Origin of the sequence: Shewanella olleyana, assembly GCF_023283825.1 — a bacterium.
Lineage (GTDB): Bacteria > Pseudomonadota > Gammaproteobacteria > Enterobacterales > Shewanellaceae > Shewanella > Shewanella olleyana.
Map to the genome: position 1 here is coordinate 1 of NZ_JAKILD010000012.1, position 20,480 is coordinate 20,480.

At 39.9% G+C, this 20,480-nt stretch carries 22 protein-coding genes; 11 read left to right on the forward strand and 11 right to left on the reverse strand.

Annotation, left to right across the window (positions count from 1 at the left end; translation table 11 throughout):
* Positions 1-145: 145 nt before the first annotated feature.
* Positions 146-676 carry a thioredoxin family protein gene (locus L2735_RS09990; protein ID WP_248984569.1) on the reverse strand — a complete coding sequence of 177 codons (531 nt, stop codon included), beginning with the start codon at positions 674-676 and terminating at the stop codon, positions 146-148.
* A gap of 163 nt (positions 677-839) precedes the next feature.
* On the opposite strand from L2735_RS09990, the gene L2735_RS09995 reads away from it, so the two are divergent.
* Entirely contained in the window at positions 840-1,457 is a 618-nt protein-coding gene (locus tag L2735_RS09995; RefSeq protein ID WP_248984570.1) for a LysE family translocator, read from the forward strand.
* A 94-nt stretch (positions 1,458-1,551) separates the two neighbouring features.
* Here L2735_RS09995 and L2735_RS10000 read toward each other — a convergent pair whose 3' ends face one another.
* Positions 1,552-1,875, reverse strand: coding sequence for a DUF3144 domain-containing protein (locus L2735_RS10000; RefSeq protein ID WP_248984571.1), 324 nt, complete (start codon positions 1,873-1,875; stop codon positions 1,552-1,554).
* A gap of 71 nt (positions 1,876-1,946) precedes the next feature.
* Positions 1,947-2,492 carry a prepilin-type N-terminal cleavage/methylation domain-containing protein gene (locus L2735_RS10005; RefSeq protein ID WP_248984572.1) on the reverse strand — a complete coding sequence of 182 codons (546 nt, stop codon included), beginning with the start codon at positions 2,490-2,492 and terminating at the stop codon, positions 1,947-1,949.
* 95 nt (positions 2,493-2,587) lie between these two features.
* Here L2735_RS10005 and ung point away from each other — a divergent pair, with 95 nt between their 5' ends.
* A complete protein-coding gene (ung, locus tag L2735_RS10010) occupies positions 2,588-3,247 on the forward strand; it encodes a uracil-DNA glycosylase (protein WP_248984573.1) in 660 nt (219 codons plus the stop codon).
* A gap of 374 nt (positions 3,248-3,621) precedes the next feature.
* Here ung and ispB read toward each other — a convergent pair whose 3' ends face one another.
* On the reverse strand, positions 3,622-4,593 hold the full coding sequence (gene ispB, locus L2735_RS10020; protein ID WP_248984574.1) for an octaprenyl diphosphate synthase: 972 nt from the start codon (positions 4,591-4,593) through the stop codon (positions 3,622-3,624).
* A gap of 277 nt (positions 4,594-4,870) precedes the next feature.
* On the opposite strand from ispB, the gene rplU reads away from it, so the two are divergent.
* The 7 genes from rplU (at position 4,871) to L2735_RS10055 (ending at position 9,125) form a co-directional block, all read left to right on the forward strand.
* Complete coding sequence (gene rplU / locus L2735_RS10025; RefSeq protein ID WP_102529859.1) at positions 4,871-5,182, forward strand: 50S ribosomal protein L21; 312 nt, start codon at positions 4,871-4,873, stop codon at positions 5,180-5,182.
* Positions 5,183-5,198: 16 nt separating this feature from the next.
* Entirely contained in the window at positions 5,199-5,453 is a 255-nt protein-coding gene (rpmA, locus tag L2735_RS10030; RefSeq protein WP_055024328.1) for a 50S ribosomal protein L27, read from the forward strand.
* Positions 5,454-5,684: 231 nt separating this feature from the next.
* Entirely contained in the window at positions 5,685-6,851 is a 1,167-nt protein-coding gene (cgtA, locus tag L2735_RS10035) for an Obg family GTPase CgtA (RefSeq protein ID WP_248984575.1), read from the forward strand.
* Positions 6,852-6,913: 62 nt separating this feature from the next.
* Complete coding sequence (locus L2735_RS10040) at positions 6,914-7,678, forward strand: threonine/serine exporter family protein (RefSeq protein ID WP_248984576.1); 765 nt, start codon at positions 6,914-6,916, stop codon at positions 7,676-7,678.
* Positions 7,675-8,142: a threonine/serine exporter family protein gene (locus tag L2735_RS10045; protein WP_248984577.1), complete on the forward strand. Its 468-nt coding sequence runs from the start codon at positions 7,675-7,677 to the stop codon at positions 8,140-8,142. The genes L2735_RS10040 and L2735_RS10045 overlap by 4 nt, the downstream gene beginning before the upstream one ends.
* Before the next feature lie 27 nt (positions 8,143-8,169).
* Complete coding sequence (locus L2735_RS10050; RefSeq protein WP_248984578.1) at positions 8,170-8,646, forward strand: dihydrofolate reductase; 477 nt, start codon at positions 8,170-8,172, stop codon at positions 8,644-8,646.
* A gap of 86 nt (positions 8,647-8,732) precedes the next feature.
* The gene (locus tag L2735_RS10055) at positions 8,733-9,125 is read left to right on the forward strand and encodes a DUF3718 domain-containing protein (RefSeq protein ID WP_248984579.1); all 393 of its coding nucleotides are present in this window, start codon (positions 8,733-8,735) and stop codon (positions 9,123-9,125) included.
* 528 nt (positions 9,126-9,653) lie between these two features.
* Here the strand turns inward: L2735_RS10055 and L2735_RS10060 are convergent.
* The 7 genes from L2735_RS10060 to lptD form a co-directional block, all read right to left on the reverse strand.
* Positions 9,654-11,675, reverse strand: a complete 2,022-nt coding sequence (locus L2735_RS10060) for a HAMP domain-containing methyl-accepting chemotaxis protein (protein ID WP_248984580.1) — start codon at positions 11,673-11,675, stop codon at positions 9,654-9,656.
* Between the two features lie 122 nt (positions 11,676-11,797).
* Positions 11,798-12,613 carry a symmetrical bis(5'-nucleosyl)-tetraphosphatase gene (locus L2735_RS10065; RefSeq protein WP_248984581.1) on the reverse strand — a complete coding sequence of 272 codons (816 nt, stop codon included), beginning with the start codon at positions 12,611-12,613 and terminating at the stop codon, positions 11,798-11,800.
* 4 nt (positions 12,614-12,617) lie between these two features.
* On the reverse strand, positions 12,618-12,998 hold the full coding sequence (gene apaG, locus L2735_RS10070; RefSeq protein ID WP_248984582.1) for a Co2+/Mg2+ efflux protein ApaG: 381 nt from the start codon (positions 12,996-12,998) through the stop codon (positions 12,618-12,620).
* A gap of 52 nt (positions 12,999-13,050) precedes the next feature.
* Positions 13,051-13,857 carry a 16S rRNA (adenine(1518)-N(6)/adenine(1519)-N(6))-dimethyltransferase RsmA gene (gene rsmA / locus L2735_RS10075; RefSeq protein ID WP_248984583.1) on the reverse strand — a complete coding sequence of 269 codons (807 nt, stop codon included), beginning with the start codon at positions 13,855-13,857 and terminating at the stop codon, positions 13,051-13,053.
* A 7-nt stretch (positions 13,858-13,864) separates the two neighbouring features.
* Positions 13,865-14,851, reverse strand: a complete 987-nt coding sequence (pdxA, locus tag L2735_RS10080; RefSeq protein WP_248984584.1) for a 4-hydroxythreonine-4-phosphate dehydrogenase PdxA — start codon at positions 14,849-14,851, stop codon at positions 13,865-13,867.
* Between the two features lie 9 nt (positions 14,852-14,860).
* Positions 14,861-16,165, reverse strand: a complete 1,305-nt coding sequence (gene surA, locus L2735_RS10085; RefSeq protein ID WP_248984585.1) for a peptidylprolyl isomerase SurA — start codon at positions 16,163-16,165, stop codon at positions 14,861-14,863.
* Positions 16,166-16,299: 134 nt separating this feature from the next.
* On the reverse strand, positions 16,300-18,600 hold the full coding sequence (lptD, locus tag L2735_RS10090) for an LPS assembly protein LptD (protein WP_248984586.1): 2,301 nt from the start codon (positions 18,598-18,600) through the stop codon (positions 16,300-16,302).
* 132 nt (positions 18,601-18,732) lie between these two features.
* On the opposite strand from lptD, the gene L2735_RS10095 reads away from it, so the two are divergent.
* Both L2735_RS10095 and murU read left to right on the forward strand, forming a co-directional pair.
* Complete coding sequence (locus tag L2735_RS10095) at positions 18,733-19,737, forward strand: aminoglycoside phosphotransferase family protein (protein ID WP_248984587.1); 1,005 nt, start codon at positions 18,733-18,735, stop codon at positions 19,735-19,737.
* Positions 19,738-19,740: 3 nt separating this feature from the next.
* Complete coding sequence (murU, locus tag L2735_RS10100; RefSeq protein WP_248984588.1) at positions 19,741-20,421, forward strand: N-acetylmuramate alpha-1-phosphate uridylyltransferase MurU; 681 nt, start codon at positions 19,741-19,743, stop codon at positions 20,419-20,421.
* The last annotated feature ends 59 nt before the right edge of the window (positions 20,422-20,480 follow it).

A 20,480-nucleotide genomic window follows, 5' to 3' on the forward strand; every position in this document is an offset into this window, starting at 1 on the left:
AACCAACAATATTGCTCAAGATGTGTTTTTAAATAAACGTCGTGAAATGCGTATAAACCAATAAAATAAAACCCCCACTTAAAAAAAGTGGGGGTTTGTCATTAATCTGAGACTGCTTAGGCAGTCTTTTTTTTACCAAAAGCAATTACTTCGCTGCATCTAAGGCTTGGAATACTGCATTTATCGTCAATTCTACCGGCAATATGATCCCTTTAGGGTGACTAGGGCCATAGACTTTATTGAAGGGGGTGCCTATTCCCCCTTGATTACCGACATAATTTTCTATCATAGGATTAGGTTCTGTCCAGTTGCCTTTCATCAATATAATATTATCAGCATCAAGCACATCGACGACTTTTTCACGGCGAGTGACATTGGCTTTATTTGCCCTGCACGGCAGACACCAGTCAGCATATATATCAACAAATACGATGTAACCTTGCTCTACTAACGGGGCTATTTGTTCAGGGTTAAGTGGTTGCCATTGTAATCTCTGATAAGCATTATAATCTTCTGTTTTATTTAGAAATGAATACACGCCGGTAAAGCATATCGTCATAAAACCCAATAATACGATAATGGTCGTAGGAATATTTTTGCCTTTAATTTTAAAAAAAATGAGCACCGCAATACCTGCTAGCAGTAGCCCTAGAAGAATGAGTAGCATTAATGACATATCTTTATCTCAATAAGAAGGATCTGTGTGCCTATGACTATATCAACAATTGCTTAAATTGAGGTTAACTGAATGCTGTTAAGGCAAAATCATGATACCGTACGGCTTTTTCTTCTACCCGATTTCTACCCAATAAAAATAACTCATTAAGGATAAAAACAGAATGGCATTGAGTACATGGTTAGGTTTATTAGCCATTTGTTGTTTAGGCGCGATGTCGCCAGGGCCTAGCTTAGCGATGGTGTTAAGGCATACATTATCTGGTGGCCGTTTACATGGTGTTGTTTGTGCCTGGGCGCATTCAATTGGCATTGGGGTTTACGCGCTAGTCACATTATTAGGCTTAGCTGTCGTACTCGAAAAATCACCAATTGTGTTTAATGGTATCGCCGTTGTGGGGGCACTTTACCTTGCTTGGATGGGGTTTCAGGCGCTGCAATCTAAAGGCGGGATGGAGCAAAAATTACAATCCGGAGAGTCGAGTACACTATTACAAGCAGCTCGGGATGGATTAGCCATTTCGTTATTTAACCCCAAGATTCTACTTTTCTTTTTAGCGTTATTTAGCCAGTTTGTCATGGCGGCAGAAACGCTAACTGGACAAACTTTAATTGTGTTAACGCCGTTGGTGGTTGATGGGCTGTGGTATACCATCATTGCGGTAGTACTGTCTCATGGGCCCATTTTATCGAGACTTAGAGATAAGGCAGCTTTAATTGATAAGCTTTCTGGCATTGTACTTATATTACTTGCTTTGCGGGTTATCATTAACTTGTTTTAGTGACAGTAAGCTCAAGTTGAAAATCATGTCAAAAGCAAAAAGCCATCGTGAGATGGCTTTTTAGGTACAGTAAATCAGAACTTTAGGGTTTCAATTAGTTCTTGAATACTTGTACTGAGTCGTCAGCTTTTTCTTCTGAGGCTTTTTGGCCGCCAGGAGGATTCTTGATGTGATCGTTTAGGTTTTCATTCAACATGCCTTTGTATTCATCAGAAAACCAGTTTAACGCATTTTCTTTTTCAGCTTCTAAATCAGAAGATTTGATCGCGGCTTCGAAAGCATTATAACGTGCGGCAGCAAAACGTAATGCTGTACCGACTTTACCAATATCATTTTCTGTTTGGCCAAGTTGATTTGCAAGTGCGATAAATTGATCAGCTAGCTGATACATAGTCGTTTCAGTTTTTTCTTCAGACATGAAAATTTTCTCATAATGATTTAAGAATTAGCAAAGAGTCTACCTACTTTATTGACAGAATAAAGTGTCAATTAAGTATTAGGGTCAGAATCTGTGATCACTTGTCCATTACGGGAGTCATAATAAATCGATAAATTAGCTAATGGATTATATAAGTAGCGACATTGATCGGGGGAGATATAAGTTGCTTGGTAGATAGAGTCTTCGGGATCGCTACTGGTCGATATTGTTGGTGCATCCTGTAAAATAGTTCTCCAAACAGACATGCAATCATTAGTATTGTTGAGTCGAGGTGAAGCCTCAAAAGGTGGCCAGTTTTGGGCTGGGAAACCCCATTGATTAATATCGAGCTGACCATCAGCACCAGCATTTGGGAAAATTTGTAAGTTGTCGGCAGGACCTGAGTTACCTAAAGCCGCCCACTTAACGTTAGCGAGTGAGATCCCACTCGAAAAAGCACCTCCAGTCCCTTGCACTGTTGATATCTCTGCATCTTGTTTAATATTGATGAACTTAGGTAATGCGATAACTGCAATTACGCCGAGTATAATAATGACCACGACTAATTCAATAAGGGTAAAGCCTAAACTTTTATTGGTGTTCAATTTTTGTATCATAAATGAACATCCTTTTTTATTTTGTAATTATTAAATTTTAATGTAAGTGACATATTTTTGCGAGTCAATGCATATTGTATGAGGCAAAGAACCAGATGAAAAGTTGGAAAGAATTTATAGCAGTTGAACAAAGTAAGCCTTATTTCCAAGAACTGGATGCTTTTTTAGCCAAACAAAAACAGCTAAAAAAAGTGATTTTTCCGCCAACGGATGCGATATATAGCGCATTTGATTTAACACCTTTAGATAAAGTAAAAGTGGTGATTCTTGGCCAGGATCCTTATCACGGTGCAGGTCAAGCTCATGGGTTATGTTTTTCTGTTCAAGATGGCGTTAAAGTGCCGCCTTCGCTGGTAAATATCTATAAAGAGTTGTACCAAAGTATCAATGGTTTTGAGATCCCACAACACGGAAATCTAACCCAATGGGCGCAGCAGGGAGTATTATTATTAAATACGGTGTTAACAGTGGAAGAAAGCAAGGCGCATTCGCATTCAAAGGCTGGTTGGGAGACTTTTACGGATAACGTAATGCATTACCTCAATGCGCAAGAAGAGCCTATCATATTTGTGTTGTGGGGAGCTCATGCAATTAAAAAAGGTAAATTAATTGATACTTCAAAACATCAAGTATTGACCGGGCCGCACCCTTCACCATTATCTGCTTATCGTGGTTTTTTCGGCTGCCAGCATTTTTCAAAAACAAATCAGTTATTGAGTGACTTGGGGAAAACTCCAATTAATTGGCAAGTTTAAAAAATATAAAACTGTCAGTGTCATTTATAGCTATAAAAATAAAGCAATAAAAATGCCCCGAACTCTTGGAGTGCAGGGCATTTATTTTCACAATGATTTTTTCAGTATATTAGGGCGTGTTGATCTTTCAAGGTTGTTTTTGCAGCGAATTGTTGGCCATTGATACAAGGCAGAGACTTTGTGGTGTAGTTATTCTACTTAAAAAGTCGATAACGCAGTAAGAATGGCCAACAAACGCTGCCCAAAGGGTTCGACTAAAAGTGTTTTACTCTTTGTTGGATGAATTTAGCTTAGATGACTAGGCATCAATCCATCCGCCTCAATTAAAACACTTTTATCTCGAACAAAATCCAACCAGCAAAGAACAACACGTCCTAGTTATTACGCTGAACTGAAATTTTGGCTAATGAAATCAGCGCGGTTTTATATTCGCTATCAGCTAATGGCGCAAGAGCTGCAATAGCTTTATCTGCTTCTTGATCTGCTTTTTGCTTAGTGTATTCCAGTGCGCCAGATTCTTTTAATGCCGCGACAATTTCATCAATTGCCTTGGTGCCGTCGCCTTTTTCAATGGCTTCTTTAATTAACGCCTTCGCGGTGTCATTGCCGTGTGCCATAGCATAGATTAACGGAAGAGTGGGTTTACCTTCGGCTAGGTCGTCACCGATGTTTTTACCAAGCTCATCTGCGTCAGCCGTGTAATCAAGTAAATCATCAGTTAACTGGAATGCTGTGCCGAGAAACTTACCATAATCACCTAATGCAGTTTGTTGCTCTTTACTCACATCTGCAATGACACCTGTGAGTAAGGTCGCGGCTTCGAATAATTTAGCTGTTTTACAGTAAATCACTCGCATATAATTCTCTTCAGTGGTCTCAGGGTCATTACAATTCATTAATTGTAAAACCTCGCCTTCAGCAAGAATATTGGTGGTATCAGCTAAAACACGTAGCACTTTCATGCTGTCGAGCTCTGTCATCATTTGGAACGAACGAGTGTATAAGAAGTCACCAACGAGTACGCTAGCACTGTTACCAAAAAGCGCGTTAGCAGTTTTACGGCCGCGTCTTAATGTAGACTCATCTACTACGTCATCGTGTAGTAAAGAAGCCGTATGGATGAATTCGATAATAGCGGCTAACTTAAGATGTTCTTCACCTTTATAGTCGATAGCACGTGCTGCTAATACAGAAAGTAGTGGGCGAAGTCGTTTACCGCCACCATTGATAATGTAAAAACCTAGTTGGTTTATTAATGCAACATCAGACTCAAGTTGTTTGTAAATTAACTGATTAACGGCTTGCATGTCATTATCAGCTAGTTGACGAATGGCGTTCAAATCCATAATGGTCTCTAGTTATTAGGCTGTCAGGCAAATTATATTGCCCACTATATAAGGTTCAAATTGTATATTAACAAATTTTAACTAAAATTCATGCCCTAGACAGCTTTTGTTCTTAGAATGTGGGAGTTAAACCGAGCTTTTTTTATTGATTCAAATTTAACGCTTGCCAGACAGCAAATCTTCCCGTAGAATCCGCGCCCATTGTCATTAAAAGTTTTTAGCACCCGGTATCTACAATTATGAACCGGAGTGTTAGTCCATTTGGAGTGAAATAGCTATGTACGCTGTTTTTCAAAGTGGCGGAAAGCAACATCGTGTTGCTGAAGGTCATACAGTTCGTTTAGAAAAAATTGAAGTTGCTACTGGTGAAACTGTAGAGTTTGATCAAGTATTATTGGTTGCTGATGGTGAGAACGTTCACGTAGGTACTCCTCTAGTTGCTAGTGGTAAAGTTGTTGCTGAAGTGGTTAGCCACGGTCGCGGTGAGAAAGTAACTATTCAAAAGTTCAATCGTCGTAAGCATCACGAAAAGAAAATGGGCCATCGTCAATGGTTCACAGAAGTTAAAATCACTGCGATCAGCGCATAATTTAGGAGTCTAACTCATGGCACATAAAAAAGCTGGCGGTTCTACTCGTAACGGCCGCGATTCAGAAAGTAAACGTCTTGGTGTTAAGCGTTTCGGTGGCGAATCAGTTGTTGCTGGTAACATCATCGTACGTCAACGTGGTACTAAGTTCCACGCTGGTGTAAACGTAGGTATTGGTCGTGACCATACTTTGTTTGCATTAACAGACGGTAAAGTTAAGTTTCAAGTAAAAGGTCCTAATAACCGTAAGTTTATTAGCATCGAAGCTTAATTCTAGACTCTAATCAGTCTTTGAAAGCCCCGCCTTCTGGCGGGGCTTTTGTGTTTATTACTTCATTGTTGAATTTAGTTAACTAAACTTCAATGAAGTATTTCGATGTATAGCATCGATAGTTATTTTTTTGCAGTAAGCGATTTATGGTGATTGTATCTTCTACGCTTCCCTGCACATCTCAGTCTTTTGAGGTTATAATTGGCACATTAAGTGGTGTCAGGAGTATGTATGAAGTTTATAGATGAGGCTAAAATCAAAGTTGAAGCGGGTAACGGTGGCAGTGGCTGCGTTAGCTTCAGACGTGAGAAATATGTGCCAGACGGCGGCCCAGATGGTGGTGACGGCGGTGATGGCGGTAGCGTATTTTTAGTCGCAGACGAAAACATGAACACGCTTATTGATTTTCGATTTGTTCGTTCTTATATCGCTGAGCGCGGTAAGAATGGTCGTGGTCGTGACTGTACAGGTCATGGTGGCGAAGACACGTTATTAAAAGTACCTGTCGGTACGCGTGCTATGGATTTTGAAACTGAAGAATTATTAGGTGATTTAACCACTCATGGTCAAAAGCTATTAGTGGCTAAAGGTGGTTTCCACGGTCTTGGTAATACACGCTTTAAGAGTAGTACTAACCGTGCGCCGAGACAAAAAACCTTAGGGACAGCTGGCGAAGTTCGTATGCTGAAGCTTGAGTTGTTGCTGCTTGCTGATGTAGGCCTATTAGGCTTACCAAATGCAGGTAAATCAACGTTTATTCGCTCTGTTTCTCGTGCAACACCGAAAGTAGCTGATTATCCTTTCACTACATTAGTACCTAACTTAGGTGTGGTCAGCCCACGTCCTGGTCAAAGTTTTGTGATTGCGGATATCCCAGGTTTGATTGAAGGGGCTTCAGACGGCGCAGGTTTAGGTATTCGCTTCTTAAAACATCTAGAGCGTTGTCGTGTATTACTCCATATCATTGATATCGATCCTATTGATGGTAGCGATCCTGTTGAGTCTGCACGTTCAATTGTCGCTGAGTTAGAGAAATACTCACCGAAACTGGCTGCTAAGCCACGTTGGTTAGTGTTCAATAAAATCGACTTACTTCAAGAAGATGAGCTTGCTGAAAAAATGGAGCACATCGTTAAGGAAATGGATTGGAAAGGTGACATTTATACTATGTCAGCATTCAACCGTACTAACACCGAAGATCTAAGTTTGAAATTGTTAGACTTCATTTCAGCGCTTCCTGCTGAAGATGAACTAGCAAATCCTGATGATGAAGTTGAATTCAAGTGGGATAACTATCATCAAGCTAACGTTGAATCTGTTAACGAAGATTACGACGATGACTTTGATGATGATTTTGATGAAGACGATTATGATGTAGAAATTATTTATCAACGTTAATATTGTGAGATAAATTATACTCGATTATCATTGAGTCATTAAAAGGGTAATAAGAGAGACCAGTGTACGCAGAAACTCAAAATGACATCACTCGTCTCGTCGTACGCAGTGCGCAATTACTCTTAGCTTATGGCGCTGAATCTGATCTTGTTGAAGAGATTAGTCAGCGCTTAGGCAAAGCACTTGGTTTAGCCAGTGTAGAGCTTTCTATTTCTTCAAACTCCCTCGTGTTAACCAGCCTAGTTCATGGCCGATGTATTACTACAACAAGACGTATTAGAGAGCACGGCATCAATATGATGGTTGTGTGTGAAGTGCAGCGGATTTGCTTGTTGGCAGAAAAAGGCATTTACAATGATAAGCAAGTCAAAAGGCGATTAGAAAGAATTGAGCCTAAGAGTTATCCTGCGAAGTATGTCATTGGGATGATTGGTCTATCATGTGCCAGTTTTTGTCACTTATTTGGTGGCGATATAGCATCGTGCATTATTACTTTTATTGCTTCAGCTATCGGGATGTCAGTGCGACTGTCCTTAGTCAAAAAACACTTCAACTTATTGATTATTTTTTCAATCACTGCGTTCATAACTACACTCATTGCTCAAATGGGCTATATCGTCGATGTGACTAGCACTCCAAAAACGGCCATGGCGGCGAGTGTCTTAATGCTGGTTCCAGGCTTCCCTTTAATTAATGCAATTTCAGATATGGTTAAAGGCCATATGAATGTCGGTATTTCTCGTTGGGGACACGCCACGCTATTAACCCTAGCAACAGTAATAGGTATAACCCTTGCTATGGCATTAGGTGGAAGCTTATTTCTATGAACCTCATTCTAGAGTTATTGCATGATGCGTTTTTCTCAGCCATTCCAGCACTGGGTTTCGCTATGGTGTTTAATGTCCCAAAGCGATTTTTACCCTACAGCGGACTAGCTGGTGCGATAGGCCATAGTTTTCGCACCTTGCTGATGCATTTTGATATGCCAATTGAATGGGCAACCTTTACTGCTGCAGCCCTTGTCGGCTTGATTACGATTCGATTTGCCAAAAAGCACTTAGCTCCACCTTTGATGTATTCAGTAGCTGCAATTATACCTATGGTGCCTGGTACCTACGCATACAATACGCTTATTTCAATCGTACAGCTGAGCGTACAAGATCAAATTAGTAGTGACTTAACGTCTCTCGTTATCTTCAATGGTTTAAAAACTGTATTTATTCTTGGTGCGTTAGCTGTCGGCTTAGCTATGCCTTCCCTTGTGTATTACCGCACTAGACCCATTATTTAATTTCTTAAGCATCTATAAGGATTTTACATGCGCATCGCTATGATCGCCGCTATGGCAAACAATCGTGTCATTGGTAAAGACAATAAAATGCCTTGGCATTTACCTGAAGACCTAAAACACTTTAAAGCCATGACGTTAGGAAAACCGGTAGTGATGGGGCGAAAGACATTCGAATCAATAGGGAGACCACTCCCAGGGCGTCATAATATTGTGATTACTCGTCAGGATGACTATCAACCAGAAGGTGTCAGTTGTGTTAATTCTTTTGAGGCAGCAAAAGAGTTAGTGAAAGGTTGTGACGAATTAGTTGTGATTGGTGGTGGTCAACTCTATAAAGAAATTCTACCAGTGGCCGATACCCTTTATCTAACCTTCATAGAGTTAACTGTTGATGGTGATACCTTTTTCCCTGAATGGGACGATGGTAGCTGGAAGTTAACAGAGAAGGTTGTTGAGATAAATGAATCACAATTGCAATATAGCTTTAACACTTTGGTGAAATAATGTTAAATTGTGCCCTGTGTTACCCTGAATAGATACTTACCCTTGATGGTAGGTACAAAATAAAAATACCTAAAAAGGAGTGTCAGATGCGTTTAATGCCAGTGGCCTTAGCAGCCCTAATTGCAGCATCTTTTGTGTCAACCCCTGCCGAAGCCAATACTGACCAACTTGTCGCGAACATTTGTGATTATGTAAAATCTAATGACAAAAACCGTTTGCGTAAGAAGTTGAAAGAAAGCCGCGTAAAACTACGCAATATCTACACTGGTGTTTCTTGTGACGGTAGCAGCTTATTAAGAACAGCTTACAACTCTAATTCATTAGAAGTAGGTGAGTATATCGCTAAACGTCTTCCTGCTGGTGATCTAAGTTCACCTGAGGCTGACGGTAAAAGTATTCTTGATTGGGCAAATGCAAATGGTCATAGCGGTAGCGCTATTACTGCTGCTGTTCAAGATCGTATCAACAGTGGTGAATAAGCTTTAAGCTTATTAAACCTCACTGTTACATTATAAAGCAACTGATTGATATTGATGATGCGTTATAACAAGATAAACTAATTGTTAGTTTGAGCATTTTTTAGCACAAATAACAGATAGTCTAAAAACCGCCTTTATGGCGGTTTTTTTATGGGCCAAATATTAGGGATGGTTAATGATAAATTTATACCAGTCGGGATAAATATGTGTTCAGATATTGCGTAGGGAAAATCGCTTAGATCAAGGCAGGAATTGCAGCTAGCTAGTTGCTCTACCTACAAAATTTTTAACGCAGTTATAAGCGATTTTAACCAGTAAGAATGATCATATTCTAATGCTGATTGGTATTAATGCATAGATCAAAAGTTGTGTTGGTATTCATTGTATGATTTGTTGGTTGAGTCTAATAACAAACAAGATGTTTGATGAGATATAGATTTAAAAACAGAACTGCTTGTCAGTCATTAATTTAAGATATTAAAAAAGGCTCCTAAGAGCCTTTTTAGTAAAATGAATGTCTATAGTTGCTTAAACTTTAAATTCGCCTACAGAGCTTTGTAGCTCTTCAGATAACATTGCAACTTGATGACTTGATTGGGCGGTTTGATCTGCGCCTGTTGCCGTTTCTTCAGATATTGCTGCAATATGTTCAAGCATCTCAGAAACTTGCTGGCTAACCAAGTTTTGCTCTTGAGCAGCTTGTGCAATGTGGTTACCAGAGTCGTAAGCTTTATGAACAGACTGGCTAATTGTTTCAAGTGCTAAGTTAGCTTGCTCTGTTTTATCAACACAGCTAGTTGCTTGGCTACGTCCTAGCTCCATCACCGAGACCGCTTGTTGAGCACCTTGCTGCAATACCTCAATCATTTGCTGAATTTCACTGGTTGATTCTTGTGTTCTAGAAGCTAGGCTTCGTACTTCGTCAGCAACTACCGCAAATCCTCGACCTTGTTCACCGGCACGTGCAGCTTCAATTGCAGCATTCAGTGCAAGTAGATTGGTTTGTTCTGCAATCCCTCTAATAACATCCAGGATTGAGCCAATTGATGCGCTGTCTGAGTGAACTTTATTAATAACTTGGCCAGCTTTGGCAACTTCATCCGCTAAAGCGAGAATTGTAAGCTTGTTCTCTTCAGCGAGTGAGCGCATATGCTGAGTTTCTTCATCAGCTTGTTTGATTTGCTCTAATGCTTGGTCGGCACTCATTGAAACCTGTTGCGCACTTGAGCTTAACTGAGTTGTTGCTGTTGCAACTTGATCAACTTGGCTCTTCTGTTCTTGAATACCACTTGTGGTTTGAGTCGTAATGGCCGATGTTTCTTCTGCAGCAGCAGCAAGCTGGTTGGAGCGGTCTAAAATGCCAACAATCAGATTACGTAAACTATCGACTAAGCTATTACAGTTTTTAGCTAACTCAGCAAATTCATCATGTCCTGAATCATCAAGTTTATGGGTTAAATCACCTGAAGCTAATATGTTTAATGCCTGATTTACTTTTGCTAATGAACGAGTTAACGGTTTGACCACCGCGATACTAACCACAATTGAAACAATAATCGCGAGTACAACCACGAACATGGTTTTTAAACTGGCCGAATCGATATTTTCAATAGCATCATCACTAATTTGACCTGTAAAACCTTCAATGTTATTGGCTAAATTAACCATTTTTGCATTAACTTCTAAGCGATCTTTATCGGTAGCTGCTAGCAATTTTGCTGCTTGTTGATCGTGTTTTAGTTGCTGGCCTTTCAAGGCTATAATAGTGTTACTGTCATTAATTAATTTAAAAACAGCTTCACTTTCAGCATTCAAATCACTGAGTGTGTTGTCGCTAATGATCCCACGGCCTTGACGATTAATATGCTCAATCTTTCCGCGTGTATCACTGACCATGTAATCTAGTTCGTTAACGATGACGTTATATTTACTGTCGTCTTTAGCGGCGACTAAATCATAAACGGTAGTAATAATATTGATAAAGCTACTGTCTACAACGCCGGCTGTTGCAGCAATACTTTGCTCTGTTGCATCGTCACTCATTTCTAAATCTATTAGATCTAATAAGATTGATGAAGCTTCATCAGCGCTATCTTCTAAGTCACCACGTAACTGAAGCAACTTCTCATGTTTTATAAGTGCACTTTCATGCTCGTTCAGCATTAAATGGCTGTTCTTTTCAAAACTTGCATAGCTAGACTTTAACTGGGATAGATTTGAAGAGAATTCTTGTCTGTCAGAAATAAGGTTAGATAATTTATTGAGTGTCTTAGTGAATTCAGCTGACTCTATATCAATCTTTTTCTCAACAGCTGGGATTTGAGAAGACTCATCAGCATAATAACCAAATAAAATTTGAATTTGCTGCGCACTTAAATTTTGTGTTAACTCACCTGTTGCAGTAAGGGCTGGTAGGCTGACTTTTTGCAATGTTGAAGTACTATCTTTGATTGTACTATTGGTAAGCAGAGATACGCCCCCCAATACAATCAATAGAAGTGTGACAACAGTAAAACCGCCAATAACTCTGGTGGCAACATTAATTTTCATAGCATACTCCGGCTGTTATTATTTTATCCCGAATTTGTCTCTTGATCGCTCAGGGTAATGTGATCATGTGAGATCTATTAGCTTTATCGGCTAAGGTTTTTATTAGTTTAACAATTTCTTAATTATTTTAGTTTTTGCTGAGTAATTTTTTCATTGGTTTCAGCATGCCAAAGTGTCATGTATTCTCCCCAGCAACAGCCAGTATCTAACGCTAATACTTTCTCTTGGTGAGTCACTCCCATAAGGGCGGCCCAATGACCAAATACTAAAGTGTGGTTTTTCTTTAGTTCTGAATCAAAATCAAACCAAGGCGTAAGACCATTGGACTTTTCTTTAAGCGGTTTTTTACAGGCAAAGTCCAAACTGCCATCTGGCTGTAAATAGCGCATACGAGTGAGTGCATTAATACAATATCGTAAGCGAGGTAAACCCTTCGACTTACTATCCCATAAGTCAGGTGCTTCAGTGTACATTTTCGCGATTAATGCGGATAAATAATCGTCTTTTTTCAGCGCATCACTGACGGCAAGGGCTTCAGTTTGCAGTGTTTTTAGATCCCATTGTGGTGGCACTCCCGCATGGGTCATTACGATATTGTGTGATGATAATGTTTGCACTAAAGGTTGCTGTCTTAGCCAATCGATAAGGTTGGTGATATCTTCAGCCGCTAGCAACTCAGCGAGATTATCTTTAGGGTTCGCTCTTTTGAGCTTACCGTGCAGTGCGAGTAAGTGAAGGTCATGATTGCCTAAAGTGATTTTAACGCTGCCTTCTAAAGATTTTAAGTAACGTAAGGTTTGTAAGGAGCCTTTGCCGCGTGCGACTAAATCTCCTACTGCCCACAGCTCATCTTTAGCCGGGTTGAAATCAACTTTAGCCAGTAGTAATTGCAGTTCGTCAAAACAGCCTTGTATATCTCCAACGAAATAATGTGCCATAGTGTTATTGCAAAATACCTGGAACGGCCAATCTAAAGGTCGGAATCTCGGCTTTGAAATTATCACCTTGTTCAGTCACCATTCCGTAACTTCCTTCCATAAAACCAACGGGCGTTTCCATGACTGTGCCACTTGAGTATTGATAAGCGGTATCAGGGTCAATGGTAGGAGTTTCACCTACAACGCCAGGTCCTTTCACTTCACTCGTATCACCATTTGCATTGGTGATTATCCAATGGCGATCTTTAAGCGTGATAGGGGTTTCACTGAGATTAATAATGGTGATGGTATAACTAAACAAATACTTTTCATCTTCAGTTGATGATTGTTCTTCTAGGTATTTAGTTTCTACTTTGATTTTTACGTTAGCAGCTACAGAGGTCATTAAACTTCCTAAAAAAAGAAAGGGCAACTTATGAAAAGTGCCCTTTAAAAATCTAACTTTTATCGCAAACCAGATTGGCTAGCGCGACGTATTGTTCAACGCTTATTTGCTCTGGTCTTAAAGTTGAGTCAATGTTTAGTTGAGTAAACTCTTCATCAGTGATCATTTGCTTTAAGTTATTTCTTAAAGTCTTACGGCGCATGTTGAATGCTGTCGTACACAAATGACGAAGGACATTTACATCCTTACAAGGGTAAGGTTTTACATCATAAGGCAATAAACGAACTACTGCTGAATCAACTTTTGGCGCGGGCTTGAAGCTTTCTGGTGGAACTTCAAGAACGGGCACGACTTTACAGAAATACTGAGCCATGACGGTTAAGCGGCCATAAGCTTTAGTTCCTGGGCTCGCAGAAAGGCGTAAAACCACTTCTTTTTGTAGCATAAAGTGCATCGTTTCAATTATTTCGGCAAACTCGAAAAGGTGAAACATCAGCGGGGTAGAGATGTTGTAAGGCAAGTTACCAAACACTTTCATCTTCTTACCATCTTGTTGAAGCTTACTAAAATCAAAATTAAGCGCATCACCTTGGTTGATGGTTAATTTATCTTTTAGTATTGGGTGAGTTTGCAGACGTTCAACAAGATCTTTATCAAGCTCAACAACAGTTAAGTTATCAACAGCTTCAGCTACTGGTTCAGTTAATGCACCAAGACCTGGACCGATTTCAACCATAACATGATCATTATCTGGCGAAATAGCGCCCACGATCCTGCTGATGACACTCTCATCAGTTAAGAAGTTTTGTCCGAAACGTTTTCTGGCCGTGTGGCCTAAATGTACTTTATTGCTGCTCATTGGAAATTTATTTACTTACTTTTGAGGCCAATTCAATGGCTTTATTTAATGCACAGGTAAAACTACCGCAATCTGCTTCACCGCTTCCTGCAAGTTCTAATGCAGTGCCGTGATCGACAGAGGTTCTAATATACGGAAGACCTAAGGTGATGTTAACCGATTTCCCAAAACCTAAAGATTTAAGTACTGGGAGTCCTTGGTCGTGATACATAGCAAGAACCACATCTGCTTCTTGTAAGTATTTAGGTTGGAATAGCGTATCAGCAGGCAGTGGCCCGACAATATCAATACCTTGCTCGCGCAGCTCATTAAGAGCAGGGATCATGATATCTATCTCTTCCCGACCTAAGTGTCCATCTTCACCTGCATGGGGGTTTAAGCCACATACATAAATCTTTGGTGAAGTGATGCCAAATTTCTGCACTAATTCGCTATGCAAAATTTGGATAATATGGTGTAAACGTTCGCGAGTAATCGCTTTTGCAACATAAGCTAATGGAATATGAGTGGTCATTAATGCCACTTGCAGCCCTGGAGCTGCAAGCATCATGACCACATCTTGGCAATTAGCTTGAAGAGCAAAAAATTCGGTATGGCCACTGAATGGAATACCCGCTTGGTTAATGATTCCCTTATGAACAGGGCCAGTAACCACAGCGGCAAACTCATTACTCATGTTTTTTTCACCAGCGTAACGCAAGGTATCTACAACATAAGCACTGTTTAATTCATTTAACTTGCCACATTCAACATCAGCAGCAAGGGTAAAAGGCGCTATCGTCAATGTGCCGGCCTCTTGAGGTTTAGCATCAAGAGTAGGCTGGTAAGGACGTAAGCTCAGTGGTAAGCCAAGCATTTTAGCTCGGCTGGTTAATAATTGTGGATCTGCACAAACAACTAACTCAGCAGGCCAAGCCTGCTGAGCAAGTTTAATAACAATATCTGGGCCGATACTCGCCGGTTCACCCGGCGTAATCGCAATTCTTTGTGTCATTAAGTTAGATTAACCTCGCGTACTCTCTGGCTCAAAAACTTCAATGTAAGCATCTGTACGCATTTCATCTAACCAGTTTTGTAGTTCTTCGTTAAACTTACGACGATAGATTAACTGGTGAGCACGGTTACTATTAAACTGCTCCGTTGCGTCAGTGGTACGTTTTTCTTCTAGCTGGGCAATGTGCCATCCATGTGTGGTACGGAATGGTTCACTGATTTCATAAATCTCTAGACTGTTCAGTGTTTGGGCAAATTCAGGCACATAAACAGAAGGTTCAGCCCAACCCAATTCACCACCTTTTGCCCCTGAACCTGGATCTTCAGAATATTGGCGGGCAAGGTCTGCAAAGTCAGCTTCACCAGAACGTATTTGCGATAAAAAGCTTTCTAACATCGCTTTAGCGCGATCTTCTGAAAGGATTGGAGAAGGCTTCAACAATATGTGACGTGAGCGTACTTCTTTAATTTCTTGGGTCTGTAATCCGCGAGCATCCATGATTTTGATGATATGAAAACCTGAACCACTTTTAATCGGGCCAATCACATCGCCATTTTTGGCATCTGTTACGACTTCAGCAAATAGCGTCGGCATTTCGTTAATGCTCATATAATCCCAAATGCCACCTTCTAGTGCTTTCGGGCCTGAAGATGATGCAATGGCTGTGCTGCGGAAGTCTTCGCCGTCATTTAAACGTTCTAGTACGATGTTGGCACGTTTGCTTGAAGCTTCAAGTTGCTCACTTGTTGGGTTGCTTGGCACTTCAATCAAAATATGACCGATTTGGAACTCGACATCTTTAAGGCCTTGCTCTTGGATCATTTTAACTAAGTTATTGATCTCTTGCGGTGAAACTTGGATACGACGCTGAACTTGGATTCGTTGAATTTCACCAATAGTGATTTCTTCACGCAATTGCTCACGGTACTGGCCAAAGCTCATCCCTTCACTTTCAATTTGCTGCTGCATTTGACTAACAGTGAGGTTTTGTTCTTTTGCAATGTTTTCGATGGTTTGATCAAGCTGTAAATCACCAATTGATAAACCAATTCTCTCGGCCATTTGTAACTGTAAATGAGTCAGTATTAAACGCTCAATAACCTGAGTACGTAAGGCATTATCAGAAGGTAAGCCTTGACCTGCCTTTTCAGCATTGGCTTTTACTGAAGTGACCATATGGCTGATTTCGCTTTCTAGTATGATGCCTTCATTTATTTGTACGGCGACGCTATCTAATGGTACGGGAGCGGCTATCGATACTTGGCTAACAGCCAGAGTAAATAAAGCTAAAATCATTTTCTTACAGTGTTTCATCCACAGAATCCTTGGCACTTAAATTTTTTAATTATTATTGGCACGTTCGCCAAAATAGTGTTGTTAACGTTTAATAGGACTATTTGTTTTCCACTAGGTTCAGCAATCTATCACAAATGATGCATAAATGATGGCTAATTGCTTAAGTAAAGTGGTTTACGATAGTTAAATAACCCTTCATCTAACATATCTTCAACACCGAGAGGGCCAGAACCACCTAAACCTTTAATAATAAAGTTGAGGTATACGCCGCTCTCAAATTGTTCTCTAGCATCAAGGCTTGGGTTTAGATCATCATCATAATTGGTTTTAATACGGTAATGGTAACTCAAGCGCATTGCCCAGCAGCATGACTCATACTGAACGCCAGTGTAGGTTTCGATACTGCGAGATTCATTAATATCGTAATAAAAATTACCTACAAAATACAAATCATCATTGATTGGCCAAGAGGTTCTCATACCAACTTGAGAGATATCAACGCGGTCATTAGTATTAGTATTCAATAAGTCAGGTACATAGCGGTAGCTGAATTGAAGTAATTTATCATTACTCGGTCTAAAATCTAAGGTTACTTCACTCTTTTTCGTGTCACCGTTTTCAGTATCAAATTGAACTGCACCACTGATAAACCAATCTTCATAAAGATTGGCATCTATTTCTGCGGCTAATACAGAAGTCGACGGGGCTGCTTCTATATTCTCATCCGTGAAGTTAATCTTGCTGTTTTCGAAAAAGATGATTTGGCCAATACTGAATTTAAATTTTTCAATATTTGCATCGTCAAACAACCGAGTTGTCACACCTAGAGTCATTTGGTTTGCATCAGCAACTCTATCTAAACCTGAGTAGCGTCTATCCCTAAATAGACCGAAATAATCTTCTTGCAGTTGGGCAGAATCATAAATTCCGATGTTATCTTGGTCTTCATAACCAACATATAGGTATTGAAATTGAGGCTCCAATGTTTGTTTAAAGTCAGCATCGAATAAATGAGTTTGACGCTCGAAGTTGACTTGACCGTGAAGCCGAACTTGCGGGATTGTACGGTTAACAGAGTCTTCTAGTTCACTGCTTTCATCGATATTATTTTGCCAGTATTGGGTTTGCAGTAGTTTAACTTCACTGGTTAGTGAGCCTGCAGGCCCTTGAATTGGTAGTGTAATACTCGGTTCCATGTGTAATCGAGTCGCTGTCGAGTATTCATTTTCTTTGTGTTGGAAGTTAGTTAACTCAGAATTGAATTTAAAGTCTAACCCTTCCCAAAAGTTATTCGTTTGATAATTAAAGTTAAGTTGCGGCATAACCTGATAAGGGACTTCATCTTCACCGAGCACTTTAATATCTTGGACTTTCATACCGAAATCCCAATCTTTTTCAAAGTAATTGATTTCACCAACACGTGACAGCTGATTATCGGTCGAGCGATTGACGTCAGAACTTAAATCATTGAAATAGTTATTGTCTGAAACATCAGTAAAGTTTGCCTGTACCCGCCAGTTTTCATTGATGGATCCTTGATGACGCCAATGGTAGAGGTATCGGTCAGGACTATTGTCGAGTTTGTCATCATTGGCTAAATATTCGAGGTTGAATTGACCATCTTGGTCTTCACCAGCCAAGTAACGGAATTCAGTTTTGGAGTAAAATCCACGGGACGACATATAAGTTGGGGTAAAGGTTAAATCGTATTCAGGAGCAATATTCCAATAATAAGGTACACTGACTTCCACACCATTAGTGGTACTGGTACTGAAACCTGGGAATAAAAAGCCTGATTTACGTTTATCTGAAACAGGGATAGTCATGTAAGGCACATACATAACTGGTACACCTGCAATTCGAATTTTAGCTTCCCAAATTTCTCCCCACTCTTCAGTGCTATCAATTTTGATCTCTTTTGCTTCTAACAGCCAAGAATTATCTCCGACAGGACAAGTGGTAAAATTGGTATTCTTTAATTCAAGGTTATTTTGCTCTGTTACTTTTAGTTGCTCGGCATCACCATGAATCTGCTGGCCGTGTAACCAATACTGCGCACCTTTTAACGTTGCGCTATTAGAAAGCATCTGAGCATTGAGAGAGTCTGCCGTAACGGTAAACATTTCATCGGAAAAAATTAAGTTGCCATTGGCGTCTAGCTGTTCATTTTTTTGGTCCAAAATAGCTTCATCTGCACTAATGTGACGAGCGCCTTGGCTGAAACTAACGTTACCAGAAAAATGGGCTTTATCTCCCATAGCAGCTTCGGAGCGATCTGAAATGATCACAATATCTTCTGCTGATAAATTAGGGACTTGTTGACGTTCGTCAATAGAGCTAGAAACCGGAGGGTTAATTACACAATGAAGCTCAACCGCTTCTGTGTCAGAGGGTTCTTGTGCCAAGACTAGGTTAGGTAACAGGCTTAATGCCAGAAAGTAGCGGATCTGCATTTTAATTAATGATTTGAATTCTTAGTCTAGACAAAATGAATCGAAAAAAAGCCGCAGCTAACAATTTATCTTTAGCTGTTTCCAAGTGTAATGTGGCTATAATAAAGCAATTTTCCAATAAGAGCCATTGAGATGAGTTTATCTGATACAAGATTTATTTTATTAACGAACTGGTTAAGTCAATATTTCAAGACAGAAGTGTCTGTAGAACTTATATGCGGAGATGCCAGTTTTCGTCGTTACTTTCGAGTTCAACATTTAGCAAACTCTTATATCGTCTCTGATTCACCTATTGAGCTGGTTCCTATTTTACCTTTCATTCAAATGGCCGATGCTTATAAAAAAGCGGGTCTGTTAGTCCCTGAAATAATTGCTCAAGATGATAAAAATGGTTTTGTTTTACAGTCAGATTTAGGTGATGAGCAGCTTTTAAATCAATTAAATGAGGAAACCGCGACCCAGCTTTATCAAAAAGCGTTGGCATTGTTACCTCAAGTTGCCGCTGTAACTGAGACAGAAAATGGCCCACTTCCTACCTATGACCAAGCATTTGTGAAGCGAGAATTGGATATTTTCGTTGAGTGGTTGTTGATTAAGCATTTAGGTATAACGTTATCTGAACAAGATAAATCGATAATTGAAAATGCATTTGCTGAATTGACAGTGTCTGCGCTTGAGCAGCCTGCATTCGGCATGCATCGAGATTTCCATAGCCGAAATATTTTAGTGGTTGATAAAGCATTAGCTTTAATCGATTTTCAAGATGCTGTTATCGGCCCTGTGACTTATGATGCCGTTTCATTGCTGAGAGACTGTTATATAAAATGGCCTGTAGAGGTTATTGATACGCTAAAGCATGAGCACTTTACATTATGCCAAAATAATCAATTAATTAGTGAAAGTGTTACCTTTGAGCAATATCAGTCTTGGTTTGACTTGATGGGTTTGCAGCGACATATAAAAGCGGCAGGGATATTTGCCAGATTAAATCATCGTGATGCTAAATCAGGTTACTTAAAAGATATTCCACTCACATTGTCTTATATCGTTGAAATAGCTGCCTTGTATCCCAAGCTAATGCCATTTAGTCAATGGGTTGAGCAACATGTTTTAACTAGAATGAGTGATAAAGGATAAACGATGAAAGCAATGATTTTGGCTGCCGGTCGTGGTGAACGCTTAAGACCCCTAACGGATTCGTTACCTAAACCTTTGGTTAAAGCTGCAGGGAAAGCATTAATTGTCTACCACTTAGAAAAACTGGCCGCGGCAGGTTTTAAAGACATTGTCATTAACCATGCTTGGTTAGGGCATAAATTACCAGAGTTATTAGGTGATGGCAGTAACTGGGGGTTAAGTATTCGATATAGCGCTGAAGATACCGCACTAGAAACCGCTGGCGGAATAAAACACGCTTTGCCTTTGCTTGGTACAGAACCTTTTCTGGTGATCAATGGCGATATTTATATCGATGAATTACCTGATTTAGAGCATGCTAAAACGATTATGCAAAATAATTTAGCATTAGATGCTTTTTTATGGCTAGTTGATAATCCACAGCACAACCCACACGGAGATTTTGCTATTATTGATAATCAATTAGCTGAATCTACTGAAAATAAGCTGACGTATTCCGGTATGGGAATTTATCATCCGAAAATGTTTGCAGATATCGCACCGGGTAAAAGAGCCTTAGGGCCGATATTAAGACAGAAAATGTCGCAACATAAAGTAGCCGGAAGTCATAGCTCGTCGTATTGGTGTGACGTAGGCACTGTCGAGCGGTTAGAGCAACTGACACGGTATATTGAAAGCCATTAGCGGTTTATAGATGAGCCATTAGCGGTTTATATATGTGCCATTAGTTGGTTATTAAAAGC

Bases quoted from the DNA above. Each gene is read 5' to 3' on its own strand.
- L2735_RS10055 (WP_248984579.1), top strand. From the start codon at position 8,733: ATGCGTTTAATGCCAGTGGCCTTAGCAGCCCTAATTGCAGCATCTTTT.
- L2735_RS10050 (WP_248984578.1), top strand. From the start codon at position 8,170: ATGCGCATCGCTATGATCGCCGCTATGGCAAACAATCGTGTCATTGGT.
- L2735_RS10060 (WP_248984580.1), bottom strand. From the start codon at position 11,675: ATGAAAATTAATGTTGCCACCAGAGTTATTGGCGGTTTTACTGTTGTC.
- surA (WP_248984585.1), bottom strand. From the start codon at position 16,165: ATGAAACACTGTAAGAAAATGATTTTAGCTTTATTTACTCTGGCTGTT.
- L2735_RS09990 (WP_248984569.1), bottom strand. From the start codon at position 676: ATGTCATTAATGCTACTCATTCTTCTAGGGCTACTGCTAGCAGGTATT.
- L2735_RS09995 (WP_248984570.1), top strand. From the start codon at position 840: ATGGCATTGAGTACATGGTTAGGTTTATTAGCCATTTGTTGTTTAGGC.
- L2735_RS10000 (WP_248984571.1), bottom strand. From the start codon at position 1,875: ATGTCTGAAGAAAAAACTGAAACGACTATGTATCAGCTAGCTGATCAA.
- L2735_RS10065 (WP_248984581.1), bottom strand. From the start codon at position 12,613: ATGGCACATTATTTCGTTGGAGATATACAAGGCTGTTTTGACGAACTG.
- lptD (WP_248984586.1), bottom strand. From the start codon at position 18,600: ATGCAGATCCGCTACTTTCTGGCATTAAGCCTGTTACCTAACCTAGTC.
- L2735_RS10095 (WP_248984587.1), top strand. From the start codon at position 18,733: ATGAGTTTATCTGATACAAGATTTATTTTATTAACGAACTGGTTAAGT.
- ispB (WP_248984574.1), bottom strand. From the start codon at position 4,593: ATGGATTTGAACGCCATTCGTCAACTAGCTGATAATGACATGCAAGCC.
- ung (WP_248984573.1), top strand. From the start codon at position 2,588: ATGAAAAGTTGGAAAGAATTTATAGCAGTTGAACAAAGTAAGCCTTAT.
- pdxA (WP_248984584.1), bottom strand. From the start codon at position 14,851: ATGACACAAAGAATTGCGATTACGCCGGGTGAACCGGCGAGTATCGGC.
- L2735_RS10045 (WP_248984577.1), top strand. From the start codon at position 7,675: ATGAACCTCATTCTAGAGTTATTGCATGATGCGTTTTTCTCAGCCATT.
- rplU (WP_102529859.1), top strand. From the start codon at position 4,871: ATGTACGCTGTTTTTCAAAGTGGCGGAAAGCAACATCGTGTTGCTGAA.
- L2735_RS10005 (WP_248984572.1), bottom strand. From the start codon at position 2,492: ATGATACAAAAATTGAACACCAATAAAAGTTTAGGCTTTACCCTTATT.
- rpmA (WP_055024328.1), top strand. From the start codon at position 5,199: ATGGCACATAAAAAAGCTGGCGGTTCTACTCGTAACGGCCGCGATTCA.
- apaG (WP_248984582.1), bottom strand. From the start codon at position 12,998: ATGACCTCTGTAGCTGCTAACGTAAAAATCAAAGTAGAAACTAAATAC.
- cgtA (WP_248984575.1), top strand. From the start codon at position 5,685: ATGAAGTTTATAGATGAGGCTAAAATCAAAGTTGAAGCGGGTAACGGT.
- murU (WP_248984588.1), top strand. From the start codon at position 19,741: ATGAAAGCAATGATTTTGGCTGCCGGTCGTGGTGAACGCTTAAGACCC.
- rsmA (WP_248984583.1), bottom strand. From the start codon at position 13,857: ATGAGCAGCAATAAAGTACATTTAGGCCACACGGCCAGAAAACGTTTC.